The 16,014-nt window shown below is 70.0% G+C and carries 11 protein-coding genes and 2 pseudogenes; 7 read left to right on the plus strand and 6 right to left on the minus strand.

Features of this window, described 5'->3' with window-relative positions; all coding sequences use genetic code 11:
- Positions 1 to 710: pseudogene (locus R1101_RS30855) on the minus strand (VanW family protein); the annotation flags it as partial.
- A 229-nt stretch (positions 711 to 939) separates the two neighbouring features.
- On the minus strand, positions 940 to 2,253 hold the full coding sequence (locus tag R1101_RS0105795; RefSeq protein ID WP_016932521.1) for an acetyl-CoA C-acetyltransferase: 1,314 nt from the start codon (positions 2,251 to 2,253) through the stop codon (positions 940 to 942).
- Between the two features lie 124 nt (positions 2,254 to 2,377).
- Here R1101_RS0105795 and R1101_RS0105800 point away from each other — a divergent pair, with 124 nt between their 5' ends.
- Together R1101_RS0105800 and R1101_RS0105805 are read left to right on the plus strand one after the other, a co-directional pair.
- A complete protein-coding gene (locus R1101_RS0105800; RefSeq protein WP_026002928.1) occupies positions 2,378 to 3,724 on the plus strand; it encodes a 3-oxoacyl-ACP reductase in 1,347 nt (448 codons plus the stop codon).
- A complete protein-coding gene (locus R1101_RS0105805) occupies positions 3,725 to 4,582 on the plus strand; it encodes a MaoC/PaaZ C-terminal domain-containing protein (RefSeq protein ID WP_016932523.1) in 858 nt (285 codons plus the stop codon). It begins immediately after the preceding gene.
- A 99-nt stretch (positions 4,583 to 4,681) separates the two neighbouring features.
- Here R1101_RS0105805 and R1101_RS0105810 read toward each other — a convergent pair whose 3' ends face one another.
- Positions 4,682 to 5,290, minus strand: coding sequence for a TetR/AcrR family transcriptional regulator (locus R1101_RS0105810; RefSeq protein WP_016932524.1), 609 nt, complete (start codon positions 5,288 to 5,290; stop codon positions 4,682 to 4,684).
- Positions 5,291 to 5,364: 74 nt separating this feature from the next.
- Positions 5,365 to 6,540, minus strand: a complete 1,176-nt coding sequence (locus tag R1101_RS0105815; RefSeq protein WP_016932525.1) for a glycoside hydrolase family 3 N-terminal domain-containing protein — start codon at positions 6,538 to 6,540, stop codon at positions 5,365 to 5,367.
- Positions 6,541 to 6,653: 113 nt separating this feature from the next.
- Here R1101_RS0105815 and R1101_RS0105820 point away from each other — a divergent pair, with 113 nt between their 5' ends.
- The 4 genes from R1101_RS0105820 to R1101_RS0105835 all read left to right on the plus strand — a co-directional run bounded on the left by R1101_RS0105820 (position 6,654) and on the right by R1101_RS0105835 (position 12,840).
- On the plus strand, positions 6,654 to 7,121 hold the full coding sequence (locus R1101_RS0105820; protein ID WP_016932526.1) for a universal stress protein: 468 nt from the start codon (positions 6,654 to 6,656) through the stop codon (positions 7,119 to 7,121).
- A 55-nt stretch (positions 7,122 to 7,176) separates the two neighbouring features.
- On the plus strand, positions 7,177 to 8,259 hold the full coding sequence (locus tag R1101_RS0105825) for an isochorismate synthase (protein WP_016932527.1): 1,083 nt from the start codon (positions 7,177 to 7,179) through the stop codon (positions 8,257 to 8,259).
- Between the two features lie 140 nt (positions 8,260 to 8,399).
- Positions 8,400 to 8,573: a DUF2613 domain-containing protein gene (locus R1101_RS29395; protein WP_016932528.1), complete on the plus strand. Its 174-nt coding sequence runs from the start codon at positions 8,400 to 8,402 to the stop codon at positions 8,571 to 8,573.
- Positions 8,554 to 12,840: an alpha-(1->3)-arabinofuranosyltransferase gene (locus R1101_RS0105835; RefSeq protein WP_016932529.1), complete on the plus strand. Its 4,287-nt coding sequence runs from the start codon at positions 8,554 to 8,556 to the stop codon at positions 12,838 to 12,840. The genes R1101_RS29395 and R1101_RS0105835 overlap by 20 nt, the downstream gene beginning before the upstream one ends.
- Here the strand turns inward: R1101_RS0105835 and R1101_RS29400 are convergent.
- Entirely contained in the window at positions 12,729 to 13,901 is a 1,173-nt protein-coding gene (locus tag R1101_RS29400; RefSeq protein ID WP_081494031.1) for an acyltransferase family protein, read from the minus strand. The two genes, R1101_RS0105835 and R1101_RS29400, sit on opposite strands and share 112 nt — an antisense overlap.
- 247 nt (positions 13,902 to 14,148) lie before the next feature.
- Here R1101_RS29400 and R1101_RS0105845 point away from each other — a divergent pair, with 247 nt between their 5' ends.
- The gene (locus tag R1101_RS0105845; protein ID WP_026002930.1) at positions 14,149 to 15,384 is read left to right on the plus strand and encodes a DUF3068 domain-containing protein; all 1,236 of its coding nucleotides are present in this window, start codon (positions 14,149 to 14,151) and stop codon (positions 15,382 to 15,384) included.
- 28 nt (positions 15,385 to 15,412) lie between these two features.
- Here R1101_RS0105845 and R1101_RS25945 read toward each other — a convergent pair.
- Positions 15,413 to 16,014, minus strand: a pseudogene (locus R1101_RS25945) (polysaccharide biosynthesis protein); the annotation flags it as partial.

Raw genomic sequence — 16,014 nt, forward strand, 5'->3', positions numbered from 1 at the left:
AGCGCGACGACCCCGCCGACGACCAGTGCGATCGTCCGCCGAGGCAGATTCGACCCCCGCTTGCTCGGCTCGTCCCCGTCCCCGGACCCTCCCGGACCACCCGTGGGCGGAGGAGTGACGGGAGGCGGACCCTGTGGCGGCGGTCCCGCCTGCATCTGCCGGGTCGGCTGATCGCCCTGCGGGGGGTGTCCTTGTCCCTGGCTCTGCTCCGCCGGCGAGCGGTGGACGCGCTCGGTGGCGGCGGACGATCCGTCACCCGGTGCCCGGTTCGCGGGCGCGACGACGGGAATGACCGCGGTGGGCGCCTCCGAAGGAGGGACGTTCTCGGTCGCGGGTCCGTCTGCAACGTCGGTGCGGGCCTGATCCGCATTCTCGTTCTCGCTCCGGGAGTCGCCGGAAGCTTGTTGCTGGGCCTCAGCTTCTGCCGTCGGTTCCGGAACATCACTCGCCTTCGGCTCCGGAACACTGCTCGCCTTCGGCTCCGGAACATCGCTCGCCGTCGGCTCCGGAACATCGCTCGCCGTCGGCTCCGTGCCATCACTCGCCGTCGGCTCGGCCACCTGCCGGTGAGGATCGACCGCTTCGAAACGCTCGGTAGGGGCCGACGCACCCCCGTCCTCACGAGCGGACTCCGACGACGGACCGAGATTCTCGGTTCGTGCGTCGTCGTGCTCGTGATGGGAGTCGTCGGTCCCGTTGCTGCCGCTCACCCAGATCCTTTCGCAAAGTCGGGCGCGCCGTCGAATCCGCGCGCCGAACTACCTGCTGTCAAGGGTAGTGCGCCTGTTCGGCACAGCTGCGTCCGGAATGCGAAGACCCCGCGTTGCTACCAGGTCGGGGGTCAGGCAGCAGCGCGGGGTCGCTGGGTCTATCGCTGTCCGTCGCAGAGCGTTACACACCGAACGGAACTTTTTTGCTCAACGATCTCCGAGGTGTCGATCAGGCCTCCAGAATTGCCGTCACACCCTGTCCGCCTGCGGCGCAGATGGAGATCAGGCCGCGGACGGGCTTCCCGGTCTCCTGCTTCTTCTCGTGCAGCATCTTCGCCAGCGAGGCGACGATGCGGCCGCCGGTCGCGGCGAACGGGTGGCCGGCCGCCAGCGACGAGCCGTTGACGTTGAGCTTGCTGCGGTCGATCGATCCCAGCGGTGCGTCGAGGCCCAGCTTGCCCTTGCAGTACTCCTCCGACTCGAACGCCTGCAGGGTGGCGAGCACCACGGAGGCGAACGCCTCGTGGATCTCGTAGAAGTCGAAGTCCTGCAGGGTCAGGCCGTTGCGCTGCAGTAGACGCGGGATGGCGTAGGTGGGAGCCATGAGCAGACCGTCGCCGCCGTGGATGTAGTCGACCGCGGCGGTCTCGGAGTCCACGAGGTAGGCGAGCACCGGCAGCTTGCGCTCGGCGGCCCACTCCTCGCTCGACAGCAGCGCGGCCGACGCGCCATCGGTGAGCGGCGTCGAATTGCCGGCGGTCATGGTGGCGTCGCCGAGCTTGTTGCCGAAGACCGGCTTCAGCGTCGACAGCTTCTCCACCGACGAATCGGGACGCAGGTTGTCGTCGCGGGTGAGCCCGAGGAACGGGGTGACGAGGTCGTCGAAGAAGCCGCGGTCGTAGGCGGCAGCCATGTTGCGGTGGCTCGCGACGGCCAGTTCGTCCTGTGCCTCGCGGGCGATGCCGAACTCCTTCGCGGTGATCGCGGCGTGCTCCCCCATCGACAGGCCGGTGCGCGGCTCGCCGTTGCGCGGGATCTCGATGCCGAGCATCGACGGGCGGACGTTGCCGAGCAGCTTGACCCGGTCGGCCGTGGAGCGAGCCCGGTTCAGGGACAGCAGGAACTCACGCAGCTGGTTGTTCACGGCGATCGGGGCGTCGGAGGTGGTGTCGACGCCACCGCCGATACCCGCCTCGATCCGTCCGGCGGCGATGGCGTCGCCGACCGCGATGATCGACTGCAGGCCGGTGCCGCAGGCCTGCTGCAGATCCCAGGCCGGGGTGTAGGGGCTCAGCGCGCTGCCGAGCACGCTCTCGCGGACGAGGTTGAAGTCGCGGGCGTGCTTGAGGACCGCACCGCCGACGACGGCGCCGAGACGCTCACCCTGCAGGTTGAAGCGGCCGACGAGACCGTCGAGGGTGGCGGTGAACATGTCCTGGTTGGACGCGCGAGCGTACTTGCGGTCGGACCGGGCGAACGGGATCCGGTTGCCTCCGAGAACGGCGACACGGCGCTGCTGCGTGGAACGGGCTTTTGTGGTCACTGGTGTCTCCCGGTTTCGGACGGATTCGAATTCTGGCTACTATTCTTACTCACGGGTAAGTTTGTTGTCGAACACGCTTGCTGTCGAACACTGCACCGACGACCGAATCGAAGAAGGTGGAATCGTGGCCGAAGCCAAGGGCGCACCCAAGCTCTACGCCCAGCTCATCTCGTCCGCACCCGGAGCATTCCTCGCCAAGCAGTTCGGTCTGCCACAGCCCGAGAAGCTCCGGCGCTACCAGCCCGGTGAGCCCGCGCTGCCCGGCCCTGTGCTGCTCGGCGGCAACGGCCGCCTGGTCGAACCGATCCGCACCCTCCTGAGCGACTACACGTTCGCCGAGCCGTCCGACACGAAGTTCGGCGCTCTCGTGTTCGACGCTACCGGCATCACCGATCCCGCGGGCCTCGAACAGCTCTTCACGTTCTTCCAGCCCGCCCTGCGCAATGTCGCCCCGAGCGGCCGCGTCGTCGTGCTGGGTACCACGCCCGAGGAAGCCGGATCGGTCGACGAGCGCGTCGCCCAGCGCGCCCTCGAAGGCTTCACGCGCAGCGTCGGCAAGGAACTGCGTCGCGGCGCGACCGCGCAGCTCGTCTACGTCTCCCCCGGGGCGGCCACCGGCCTGTCCGGGGTGGAGTCGACGCTGCGCTTCCTGCTCTCGGCGAAGTCGGCCTTCGTCGACGCCCAGGTGATCCGCATCGGCGAGGGCGACGCCACCGCCCCCGAGTCCTGGGAGCGTCCGCTCGCCGGCAAGGTCGCCGTCGTCACCGGCGCGGCCCGCGGTATCGGCGCGACGATCGCCGAGGTGCTCGCCCGCGACGGCGCGACCGTGGTCGTCGCCGACGTCCCGGCAGCCGGCGACGCCTTGACGCAGACCGCCAACAAGGTCGGCGGTACCGCCTTCGCCCTCGACGTCACCGCACCCGACGCCGGCGACAAGCTCGCCGCGCACCTGCTCGAGCGGCACGGCGGCGCCGACATCATCGTCCACAACGCCGGCATCACCCGCGACAAGCTGCTGGTGAACATGGACGCCGCCCGCTGGAACGCCGTGATGGCCGTCAACCTCATCGCCCCGCAGAAGATCACCGAGGTGCTCGTCGAGAAGGGTGCACTGAAGGAAGGCGGCCGGGTGATCGACGTGTCCTCGATCGCGGGTATCGCCGGTAACCGCGGCCAGACCAACTACGGCGCGTCCAAGGCCGGTGTCATCGGCCTCGTCCAGGCCACCTCCGAGGTCCTCGCCGACAAGAAGATCACCGTCAACGCCGTCGCCCCCGGTTTCATCGAGACCGCCATGACGGCCGCCATCCCGGTCGCCACCCGCGAGGCCGGCCGCCTGATGAGCTCGTTGCAGCAGGGCGGCGAGACCGTCGACGTCGCCGAGACCGTCGCGTGGTTCGCGAACCCGGCGTCGAGCGCCGTGACCGGGCAGGTCGTACGCGTGTGCGGCCAGTCCATGCTGGGGGCCTAGATGGCACGGATCGAACTGTCCTCGCTGCCGTCGACCTTCGACATCTACAGCCGGGCCGTGCTCGGAGCACTGCCCGTGGTGGGTGCGTCGGGCGACAGCCTGCCCGACGACGTCCTGGTACTGCGCTCGCTGAAGGTCGATCCCGACAATCTCGCCGAGTACACCAAGGTGTGCGGGCTGCGTTTCGGCGACACGCTGCCGGTGACCTATCCGTTCGTCCTCACGTTCCCGCTCGTGATGAAACTGATGGTGTCCAAGGGCTTCCCGTTCGCGGCCGTCGGTTCCGTCCACGCCGAGAACGTGATCGAACAGTTCCGGCCGGTCTCGGTCACCGAACCGCTCGACATCGCGGTGCACGCGGAGAACATGCGCGAACACCGCAAGGGCCTGCTGGCCGATCTCGTCAGCGAGGTGAACGTCGGGCGCGAACTCGTATGGCGGCAGACGTCGACCTTCCTGCACCAGCAGCGCACGTCGCTGTCGGGTCAGCCCAAGCCGGAGCCGAAGGAGGAGGAGATCCCACCGGTCCCCACCTCCACGCTGCGGGTCGATCAGAAGATCATCGACCGCTACGCGGCGGTTTCCGGCGACCGCAACCCGATCCACGTCTCGACGTTGGGCGCCAAGGTATTCGGATTTCCCACGTCCATCGCCCACGGCATGTGGAGTGCCGCGGCGGCCCTGTCGGCCGTCGAGGGACGCATCCCCGAGAAGGTCACCTACACCGTGCGATTCGGTAAGCCCGTCCTGCTGCCGTCGTCACTGAGCCTGTACGCGCAGCACGCCGCGGGCGGATGGGATCTCGCGCTGCGGCATCCGAAGAAGCACTACCCGCATCTGACCGCCACCGTGCGGTAGGACGGGGAAGCACCGAGATTTCGGGTGGGGCGGGACGCGATGGGGGCGTTCCGTCCTGCCCGAATCCTCGAGTACCCGAACGTATTTCGCCCGGAAAGATCAGTGCAACCGGTCGGAACGCTTGCGGCCCGCGAGTCCGCGCCAGGCGAGATTCTCGAGCAGATCCGCGGCCTGCTGCACGTCGATCTCACCGCCGGCGATGCGATCGGCGACCGCCTCACCGGCCCCGACGAGCGCGACGGCCATGATCGTGTAGTTCGTGCCGGGTTCCGGATCGCGCGTGCTCGATTCGAGCAGGTGCGCGGTGAGTTCGATCAGCCGGTCGCGACTGCCCTGCACCTGGGGCGCGAAGGCCTGCTGCGACAGCGCCTGGCGGTACAGAACCATCCACGACGGCCGGTGCTCGTCGACGAAGCCGAGGAACGACTCGAGCGCGACCCGCAGTTGTTCGCGCGGCGCGAGCGTCGGATCGCCCGCCGGGGTCAATGCCTCGACGAACCGCTGCCCCTCGCGGGCGATGCACGCCGCGAACAACTCGTCCTTCGACCCGTAGTACAGATAGAGCATCGGCTTGGAGATCGATGCCCGTCCTGCGATCGCGTCCATGGACGTGTTGTGGAAACCGTGTTCGGAGAACACCTCGACGGCGGCGTCCAGCATCTGTTGCTCGCGCACCGCACGCGGCAGCCGCTTGGTTCCGCCCGCCATGACTCCTCCCGGACTCCTCGAATGAAGTTCTGACTCTACGGTAGGAAGCCTGCCGCCGAAGCAACCCGACTGTTTCAGCAGTCCAGAGCGCCTTTCGCGCGTGTCACCGTCCGCACCGATTCGTCGACCCATTCGGGCGAGAGGGTGCCGTCCGCCACGACCTGCTCGAGGTGGTCGAGCACGGCGGGCACCTCGGCGGTGGTCAGCCACAGCGCCTGGTTCACACCCGCCACCATCGCGGCCTCGACGGCCTCGGTGATGTCGTAGGTGTCGGTGATCGCACGCATTCCCGACAGGTCGTCGGTGAAGATCACGCCGCCGAAGGCGGGGCCGCCGTAAGCACCCGAGCGGAGCAGGTCCACCGCGGCCGGGCTGATGCTCGCGGGCAGCCCGTCGGTCAGCCCCGGCACGGCGAGGTGCCCGAGCATGACGCCCACCTCGGGCGAGACCAGGCTGCGGTACGGCACGAGGTCGCTCTGCTGGAGCTGCTCGATCGGCGGGGTGGTCACCGCACCGGTGTGCGAATCCCCGGAGGCGGAGCCGTGACCCGGAAAGTGCTTGAGCACCGGCATGATTCCGGCGTCGAGCAGTCCCCGCGCGTAGGCGCCGGCGTACTGCGTGACGATCTCGGGATCGTCGGAGAACGACCGGTCGCCGATGACGGAGTCGTCGGGCTGACTGCTCACGTCGACGTCCGGCGCGAAGTCGACCGTGATACCCAGCGACTTCAGTTCCTGTCCGCGTTCGAATGCCATCCGGTAGGTCTCGTCGACCGTCATCGTCTGCGCCGTCTCCCGCGCGGACGGATCGGGACCGAACAGCGCGCCCACGCGCGACACGCGGCCACCCTCCTCGTCGATCGTGACCATGAGCGGCAACGCACTCTGCGCGGCCACCTGCGGCACGAGACGCTCGGAGAGCATCGACGCGTCGGTCCAGCTGCCGATGAAGATGCCGCCGATCTGCTCGGACTCGACGATCGCCTGCGCGTCGGCCGCACCGGTGACCCCGACGTTGAGCAGCTGGGCGAGCTTCTGCCGCAGGGTCAGCCGGGCGAGCAGCTCGTCGCCGCAGGTCGCCGACGTCGCGGCCGCGGTCGCCTCGGTGGTGGTGGTCGCGGTAGTCGTGGACGAGGCCGTCGCCGAGCTCGACGTCGCCTCGACCGGCTCGTCGCCCGAGTCGGACGAACCGCATCCCGCAGTGGTGAGGGCGACCGCGAGCACGGCGACGACAGTGTGACGGATCCGCATGGTGCCGACGGTAGCGGACGAACCTCGAGGACCCACAGCTCGAACCTCCCCCACGGACGTCCCGGCAGGTTAAGGTGCACCCGAACATCCGAATCCGATCCAGGGGGTACGCGGTGGGCGCAGATCTGATCCTCATCGCCTACGACGGTTCCGAGAACTCGAAGCGTGCCGTGCAGTATGCGGGCCGCTTCCTCGAATCCTGCCGCGCCGTCGTCGTCACCGCCTGGGAACCGATGGTCCGGCAGGCCGCCCGCATGTCGGGCCTGTCCGGTGTCATGCAGCCCGACTGGGTGCCCGACGAGGACAGCGAGGACGTGGCACTGTCCGACGCGCGCATGACCAACGACGAGGGTCTCGAGTTGGCCCGCTCGGCGGGTCTGCACGCCGAGGGCCGCACCGTCGAGGTCGTCAACGCGGTGTGGTCGGCGATCATCGAGACCGCCGACGAACTGGACGTCGACATCATCGTCACCGGCACCCGCGGCACCACCGGCCTGCGTTCGCTGCTGCAATCGTCGGTGGCCGACCACGTGCTCCGGCACAGTCACCGGCCGGTCCTGATCGTGCCGCCGGGGCGCTGACGCCCCGCACCGGGTCACCGGCGCCGGGTGCAGGCAGGGATATTGTCGATCCACCATGGACGGATTCCTGCTCTCGCGCGCCGAACGCTCGGTGCACGCCACCGGCACCCGCCGGTTCTTCGACGACGTCCACTCCGCCACGCGCGCACTCCGGAGCGGCAAGGCGACCCTCGTCGTCGGTGCACTGCCGTTCTCGCCGCACCGTCCGGTGGCCCTCGCGCAGCCCGAGGACGTGGAGATCACCGAGGGTCCGTGGCAGGCCCCACCCGACCTGCCGGAACTGCCTCCGGTGCGGGTGTCCGCCGAACTCCCCCTGCCCCGGGTGCACGTCGAGCGGGTGCGCCGGCTCGTGGAGCGGTTGTCGCTCGGAGAATTGGAGAAGGTGGTCGCCGCCCGGCGGGTCGCGCTCGAGGCGGACGAACCTCTCGACCCGCTCGCTCTCGCCGCGCGCATGATCGAACGTCATCCCGATGCGACGACCTACGCACTGGACCTGAGTGCGGCGGGTGAACGCTATTGGGGGCACACACTGGTCGGCGCGACCCCCGAACTGCTCGTGAGCCGCCGCGGTGAGACCGTCACGTGCCGTCCGCTCGCCGGCACCGCCGCGCGCCGGGCCGACCCGGACGAGGACCGTCGTGCCGGTGAGGAACTGCTGATGTCGAGCAAGAACCTCGCGGAGCACGGTTACGTCGTCGACCGGATCCGCGAACGGCTGGCGCCGTTGTGCAGCGACCTCGACATCCCCGACAAGCCCGAACTCACCGCGACACCCGATGTCTGGCATCTCGCCACCCCGATCACGGGCACCCTCCGCGACCCCGGAACCGACGCGCTCACCCTCGCCCACGTGCTGCATCCGACCCCGGCCGTGGCGGGCACCCCCACCGAGGCCGCGCTGGACGTGATCTCCGGGGTCGAGGGCGACCGTCGCTTCTACGGCGGCGCGGTGGGCTGGTGCGACGAGCAGGGCGACGGCGACTGGTTCGTCGCCATCCGGTGCGCGGAGCTGAGCTCCGACGGCCGGCGTGCCGTGGCCTGGGCCGGAGGCGGCATCGTCGCCGATTCCGACCCTCTCGCCGAACTCGACGAGACCACCGCGAAACTGCGTACGCTGCTCGGTGCGCTGGGCGTGTAGACCGCCCCGCCGAGCGTGAAGATCACCTCGGAGGCTCGCACCGTCCGCGAACGCCGTGCGGGGTGATAGTTTGGCGCGGACCGATAGACAGCGTGGCGTCCGGCGATGACTGCCTGCGTCACTGGAGATGGGGAGACGGAATGGGGAAGTTCCTGGGACCGGGCCTGGGTAGCGTGGTCGTCGGTGCCGTACTCGGCGTCGTGGCGGTCTTCGGCGTGACGGCCGCTGTACAGGAGAATTCGCGCCCTCAGATCGATCGCAGTGGCAACGCCGATTCGTCCCTCCTGAACCAGGTTGAGTACGGCAGCCGCTGACGGCGCCGGCAACGCTTCGAGTTCACGCACGTACCGAGACGAGACGGAGCTCCCGTCCGCCGAACCGCTGTCCCGGCGGTGGCTGTACGCAGTCACCGCAGTGGCGGTGGTCCTGTCCTTCGCCCAGGTTCCCGGCCTGGTCGTCGCCGACACCAAGTACGACCTGACGCAGAACCCGATCGGCTTCCTCACGCGCGCCGCTCACCAGTGGAGCAGCGTGGCGCCGCTCGGGCAGGTGCAGAACCAGGCGTACGGCTATTTCTTCCCGCATGGCACGTTCTTCGCCGCGGGACAACTGCTGCACATCCCTCCGTGGATCACCCAGCGGGTGTGGTGGGTGCTGCTGCTCGTCGGCGGATTCTGGGGTCTCGTCCGCCTCGCCGAAGCGCTCGGCATCGGGAGCCGTAGCTCCCGCCTGATCGCGGCGACGGTGTTCGTGCTGTCCCCCCGCGTCCTCACCACGCTCGGTTCCATCTCGTCGGAAGCACATCCGATGATGGTGGCGCCGTGGGTGCTGCTGCCGCTGGTGCGCTACCTGAACACGCCGAATCCCGGCTCGGCCCGCCGGCTCGCCGCGCAGTCCGCGGTGGCCGTCGCCCTCATGGGCGCGATCAACGCCGTCGCGACCGCCGCGGCGTGTCTCGTCGCGGGCCTGTGGTGGGCCGCGCACCGCCCGAACCGGCGCTGGTGGCGCTTCACCCTGTGGTGGCTGCCGCTGTGCGTCGTCGCGGTGACGTGGTGGATGGTGCCGCTGTTGCTGCTCGGCCGCGTCAGCCCGCCCTTCCTCGACTTCATCGAATCGTCCGGGGTCACCACCGAGTGGACGTCGCTCGCCGAGGTGCTGCGCGGCACCAGCAGCTGGACACCGTTCGTCTCCCCCGAACGCATCGCGGGTGCCGTCCTCGTCACGCAGCCCGCCGCCGTCCTCGTCACCGGCGCCCTGGCCGCGGCCGGGCTCGCGGGTCTCGCGATGCGCTCGATGCCCGCGCGCGGTCGCCTCACCCTGATCCTCGCGGTGGGTCTCGTCGGTATGGGCGTCGGCTACGTCGGTCAGCTCGACTCGCTGTTCGCCGAGCAGGTCCGGTCGTTCCTCGACAGCACCGGCGCGCCGTTGCGCAACGTGCACAAACTCGAACCCCTCGTGCGGCTGCCGGTGGTGCTCGGGCTCGCGCACCTGCTGCGCGCGGTGCCCCTGCCGGGGTCGGTGCCGTGGTCTCGCGCCCGGAACGCCTTCGCGCATCCCGAACGCAATCCGATGGTCGCGGTGACGACGCTGATCCTCGTCGCGACGACGCTCGCGACGTCGCTCGCGTGGACCGGCCGGCTCGCGCCGCGCGGTGCGTACGACGAGGTCCCCGGATACTGGCATGCCACGGCGGCGTGGCTCGAGGAGAACACGACCGACCGCGGCGAACGCGCCCTCATCGTTCCCGGCGCGCCGTTCGGCAGCCAACTGTGGGGCCTCACCCGCGACGAACCGCTCCAGGCCCTCGCGTCGACGCCGTGGGCCGTCCGCGACGCCGTCCCGCTCGTGCCCCCCGGAGCGATCCGGGCACTCGACGCCGTGCAGCGCGACATCGCCGACGGTCGTCCGTCCGACGGCCTCGCCGCGACCCTGCGCGGCCAGGGCATCGGCTTCCTGGTGGTGCGCAACGACCTCGATCCCGACACCTCCCCCGCCGCACGACCGGCACTCGTGCACCGGGCGCTCGACGGCTCGCCGGGCATCGAGAAGGTCGCCGCGTTCGGCGACGACATCGTGTTCGACAACCCCGACGACTTCGTCACCGACGCCGACCTGCGACCGGTCTACCCGGCAGTGGAGATCTACCGGGTCGCCGAGCCCGCCGGGGCGCCCTTCGGTCCCTACGCCGTGGACGTCGCGGACGTGCCGGTCGTGCAGGGTGGCCCCGAGGCGCTGCTGCGCCGCAACACCGCGCACCCCGATTTCGTCGGGCCCACGCTCCTCGCCGCCGACGCGGTCCGCGCCGGTCTTCCCGTCGACGGGGTGACGATCACCGACACCCCGACGGACCGCGAGACGGACTACGGGCAGGTCGATCACCATTCGTCGACGATCCGGGCGGCCGACGACCCGCGCCGCACCCACAACGCCGTTCCCGACTATCCGGTGCCCGGCACCGAGCTCGTCCGGGCCGAATGGGAAGGCGCCCGCATCAGCGTGTCGAGCGCGGCGTCGGACGCCACCCAGCTCGGCGGCACCTCGGTGGCCAGCGGCCCCGCTGCGGTGGTCGACGGCGACCCCACGACCGGCTGGCACAGCAACGGTCTCGAATCGGCGATCGGCCAGTGGCTGCAGCTCGACCTCGACCGGCCGATCGACGCGGGTCTGCTGCATCTGACGACGAGCTCCGGAGCCCTCGGCGATCCCGTCGAGTGGCTCGAGGTGTCCACCGACCGGGGCAGCACGGCGGTGCGCGTCGGTGAGCCGGGACGCGAGCAGACCGTGGCGCTCCCGCTGGGGACGACGTCGTGGATCCGCATCACGTCCGTGCACACCGAACGCGGCACGGTCGGCAACCAGTTCGGTCTCACCGAGGTGGTCGTCGAGGATTTCACCGACCGGAACGAACCGCGCCCGATCGACATCCGTCGCCGCATCGTGGTGCCGGGCCCGGCCGAGGACGCCTCGGTGCGCGGATGGCAGCTCGGCCAGGAGTTCCCCGGCCGCGGCAGCTGCGTCGACACCGGCGACCGCGTGCGCTGCGCGCGGGGGCTCGCCACCTCCGCGGAGGAACCCGGCACGTTCACGCGCAGCCCGACCGTGCCGCAGGAGACGTGGGTGCGTCCGGAGCTGTTCCTGCGTGCGCGCCCCGGTCCGGCGCTCGAGGAGCTCGTGGACCGGTCCGATCGGGTCGTCGCGCGCGGGGATGCCGACGTCGTCGACCTGCAGGGGTCGGCCTTCGCGCTCACCGACGGCGACCCGCGGACGTCGTGGACCGCCGAGGAGAGCTCGCTCGAACGGGGTGCCCCGCGGCCGTCGCTCACCCTGGAACTGCCCGGCGAGCACCGCGTGACCGGGCTGGACATCAGGTCGGCCCTGGGAGCTCTGCCGGTCGCACCGTCGACGGTCGCGGTGAATCTCGGCAACGGCCCGCAGGTGCGCGAACTCGGCGACGACGACACGGTCGTCGACCTGACCCCGCACGTCACGGACCGGGTCGAGCTGACGGTGGTGCGTTGGCGCGACACCCTCGATCGCACCGTGCTGGGCTTCTCGAAGCTCACCCCGCCCGGGCTCGCGGAGGTGTCGGTGCTCGGTGACGACGGGCCGATCGGGGCGCAGCAGTCCGTCTACGACGAGACGGTGACCGTCGATTGCGAGAGCGGACCCGTCGTCGACATCGAGGGCCGGAGCTACCGCACGTCCGTCACCGCGAGCGTCGCCGACCTCGCCGCGGGCCTCGAGGTTCCCGCGACGCTGTGCGACACCGACGTCGTCGGCATGAACCCCGGCCGCGCCGACATCGACGTCGACCCCGGTGCGGCCTTCGTCGTCTCGAGCCTGCGGCTCACCGTCCCCGGTTCCGACGCGCCCGTTGCGGAGCCGACCGAACTGCAGAAGGGTCGCTGGACGGAGAACCTGCGTGAGGTGACGGTTCCCGAAGGCGACGAGGATCGGCTCGTGGTGGTGCCCGAGAGCACCAATGTCGGCTGGGTGGCGCGCACCCCGGACGGCACCGTGGCCACGCCGGTCGTCGTGGACGGCTGGCAACAGGGCTGGATCGTGCCGGCCGGACCGGAACAGGTGCTGACCCTCGAGTTCGCGACCGACCGCTGGTACCGCCTCGGGATCTTCGGCGGACTGCTGTTGCTCCTCCCGCTGTTCGCGGCGGCACTGTGGCCCCGTCGGCGCACCGAGGACCCGGGCCCGATGCCGCGCACCTGGGGTTCGTCGACCGTCGCGCTGGCCGGTGTGCTGGCCGCCGCGACGCTCCTTGCGGGATGGGTCGGTGCCGTCGTCGCGGCCGTGGGCGCGGTGGGGATCGGTGCGCTCGCGCTGCGCCGCGGCCCCACTCTCGTGTCGCGCGTGCTCGTGGGCACCGCCGGCGGCGCGACGATGCTGGCGATGGCGCTGTTGTCCACCGGACCGTGGCGCTCACCCGACGGATACGTCGGGCACTCGTTCCTGATTCAGTTCGCGGCGCTCGTCGGTGTGGTCGCGGTCGGTCTGGCAGCGGTGCCGCGCCGGGCCCTGTCCCAGCGGTGGAAGGCGGCCCGCACCGGCTCCTCGACGAGCGCGTAGCTGACGGAGGCGACAGCCAGGCTCAGCACGATCGTCACCGTCAGCACGAACCAGAAGTGGCCCGCGAAGGCCGGGATCCCGAACACGGGGAAGACGATCGACAGCACCGCGAGGTGCCAGATGAACACGCCGTACGACCAGCGGCCGACCGCCAGCGCGGCCGGGCTCGCCAGGACGCGGTGATGCCGGCGCGGCGCGAGGGTCAGCGGGGCGAGCAGCGCGAAGCTCATGATCGCCCCCAGGGCGATCTTGGCGAGGTACTCGGCCGGTGCGAGATCGGTCAGCGTCTCCGGTCCTGCCAGCGGGGTGGCCGCAGCCGCGAAGGCGGCGACGGCGAGCAATCCCATCGCCGCGCGCCGCGCCGCGAGCCGGTGCATCCACGTCTCGGGTCCGGAGACGAGCTCGGCGAGGATCATGCCCGCCGCGAACCAGGGCAGGAAGCCCGGCAGCCAGTTGGTGTGGTTGATGTGATCGGGAGTGCCGACCGGCACCCACGCCCACAACAGCGACAGTCCGCTCACCGCGAGCAGCAACGGGACACGGTAGCGGGCGGCGTCCCCGCGCAGTCCGCTCACCGCCACGGCCAGCAGGGGCAGAACCAGATAGAAGGCCACCTCCACCGACAGACTCCACATCTGGGTGAGGCCCTCGGTGAGGGTGAGTGGGACGAACACTTGCGCGAGCGCGAGATTCGACCACCACACCGTGATGCCGCCGCCCGCGCCGGGCAGCAGCCACAGCACCAGGATCACGACGGTCCAGTAGGCGGGGAGGATGCGGGTCGCGCGGGAGAGGAAGTAGCGAGTGGCCGAGGGGGTCGGCCCGAGCCCGCGGGCCGCCGCGGCATGCGGACGCCACAGCAGGAAGCCGGACAGGGCGAAGAACAGGGCGACTGCGAGGTCGAAACGTGCCCAGACCCGCCCGATCAGCGGGTCGTGCACTGCGCCGGTCTGGAACGCGACATGCGTGATCAACACGCCCACTGCGGCGAACCCGCGCATCCCTTCGAGTGCCGGAAGAAATCCGCTCACGCTGCGGTTCCGGTCGGTGGTGATGGTCATCGGGCATCAGTGTGCCGTGCCGGGGCGGAGTCGGACAGAGCAGGATCACATGGAACGGGACGATCCCGGCAAGCGACGAAGATCGACTGTCTGTGCGTCCCGGCGGCGAGCGGGCGCGCATATTGCCATACCGGGCTGTTAGTGTCTGAGCTCACGTGGTGTTCGCGGGCCGGATGCCAGGCGATCCGTGCAGCCCTGCTGCTGCCGGTGGGGGTACTCGATGACGACCGTTGAGTGAGGAGAAAGCATGGCTGAGCGTTCGAGCTCCGGCCGGATACTGGCAATGATTCTGGTGGGCCTGGGGGCCTTCCTCCTGGTGATCGCGATTCTCGTGCCGACGTACACGCTCGGGAAATTGAGGACGACACCGCTCGATCTCGAGGTGACCACGGTCGCCGAGGGCACGGGCGACATCCTCAACTCCCGCCAGCTGCTCGCCGGTAACGCGCAGGTCGATCGCGACGTGCCGATCGTCGCGCAGCGCTTCGTCACCGTCGAGGATCCCTCGGACGCCGAGGTCATGACGTTGCAAGCCGGCCAGACCGTGCGACGACTCGACATGCAGGGCGACACGGGCCTCGTCTCGGCTGTCGTCGACCGTGTCACGATCGACCGGAAGACCTCCATGCCCATTTCGGAGGAGGACTTCCAGGATCGTGTGAGCACGATCCAGACCAGCGCGGACAAGCCGCCCGTGGAGATCGACAATCGTGCGGGACTGCAGTACAAGTTCCCGTTCGACGTCAAGCAGGAGTCGTACCCGTACTACGACATCAATGCACGCGACAACTTCCCCCTCGACTTCGTCGGTGAGGAAGAGATCAACGGCATGAAGGTCTACCACTTCAGTCAGGAGATCGGCCCGATCGACCTGTCGAAGGCCGACCGTGAATCGCCGACCTACAAGCTCAGCCTGCCCGCCTCCACCTGGGGTGTCGGTGAGGGCGACGAGCCGATCACGATGACCCGCTGGTACAACAACACCCGCGACCTGTGGGTCGATCCGATCACCGGCGTCGTCGTCAAGGGCCAGGAGCAGCAGGACCAGTACTACGCCCGCGAGGCCGGCAAGCCCGAGGTGACGGTCCTCGACGTGACGCTCCCGTTCAACGAGGAGACGATCGAGTACCAGATCGGCCAGGCCAAGGACGGCCAGGACACCATCTCGCTGTTCGGCCGCACCCTGCCGATCATCCTCGGCATCCTCGGCGTCATCCTGCTGATCGTCGGCTTCGTGCTCGGCCTGCGCGGCGGCGGCAACCGTCGTCCGGCCACCGCGACCGGCGGTCCCGCTCCGGCAGGCCCGGCCACGACCACCGTGGGCCCGGCGCATTCGGCGGGCGCGCAGCGCGACCACACCGACGACCGCACCGAGGTCATCCCGCGCCAGACCGATCCGAACGCGCAACAGCGCGATTGGACGACCGATCGGACGCAGGAGATCCCGCGCACCGATCTGCGCAAGCCTCCGACACAGGAGTGATCGTCCGGTAGACGAATCGAGCCGCCCCTCACCGATCCCGGTGGGGGGCGGTTTCGTCCGTGGACGACGGGGTCCCTGCGTCGTCCGTGGACGACCCGGTCGCTGCAGCACCGCGCACCGCGAGTACCGCGACCACCGCGGCCGTCGCGGCGGCCACACCGACGGCGACGCCGACGAACTGCTGCAGGGTCGATGCCACCGTGAACATCAGCACCGCTTCGAGGGCGAGACCCGCCCACGCGACGAGCGCGAGATGGGTGCGCTCCCCGGCGATCGCCGACAGCAACGCACCCTGGAGCACCGCGAGACAGGCACCCTGCAGCGCAAACAGCCACAGCAGCGACTGCACAGGGCCGTAGGCGTCGCCGACGAGCATCGGGACGAGCGGCCCGCAGATCGCGGCCCCGGCGACGAGCACCGCGCCGATCGCGACGAGGACCGTGAGGGCCGAGCGCACCGCGGCCGCCGACTGCGCGGGGTTCGCCATCCGCGGATAGAGCACCACCCCGACCGCCTGCGGCAGCCAGAAGGCGACCTTCGTCGCGACCGCTCCCAGGGCGTACAGGCCGGCGGAATCGGGGTCGAGCAGCGTGCGGGCGAGCAGCAGGTCGAGCGAGGTGAGCGCGATGA

Source organism: Rhodococcus sp. R1101, assembly GCF_000278445.1.
Classification (GTDB): Bacteria; Actinomycetota; Actinomycetes; order Mycobacteriales; family Mycobacteriaceae; genus Rhodococcus; species Rhodococcus gordoniae.

Bases quoted from the DNA above. Each gene is read 5' to 3' on its own strand.
- R1101_RS0105805 (WP_016932523.1), top strand. From the start codon at position 3,725: ATGGCACGGATCGAACTGTCCTCGCTGCCGTCGACCTTCGACATCTAC.
- R1101_RS0105810 (WP_016932524.1), bottom strand. From the start codon at position 5,290: ATGGCGGGCGGAACCAAGCGGCTGCCGCGTGCGGTGCGCGAGCAACAG.
- R1101_RS0105815 (WP_016932525.1), bottom strand. From the start codon at position 6,540: ATGCGGATCCGTCACACTGTCGTCGCCGTGCTCGCGGTCGCCCTCACC.
- R1101_RS0105825 (WP_016932527.1), top strand. From the start codon at position 7,177: ATGGACGGATTCCTGCTCTCGCGCGCCGAACGCTCGGTGCACGCCACC.
- R1101_RS29395 (WP_016932528.1), top strand. From the start codon at position 8,400: ATGGGGAAGTTCCTGGGACCGGGCCTGGGTAGCGTGGTCGTCGGTGCC.
- R1101_RS29400 (WP_081494031.1), bottom strand. From the start codon at position 13,901: ATGACCATCACCACCGACCGGAACCGCAGCGTGAGCGGATTTCTTCCG.
- R1101_RS0105845 (WP_026002930.1), top strand. From the start codon at position 14,149: ATGGCTGAGCGTTCGAGCTCCGGCCGGATACTGGCAATGATTCTGGTG.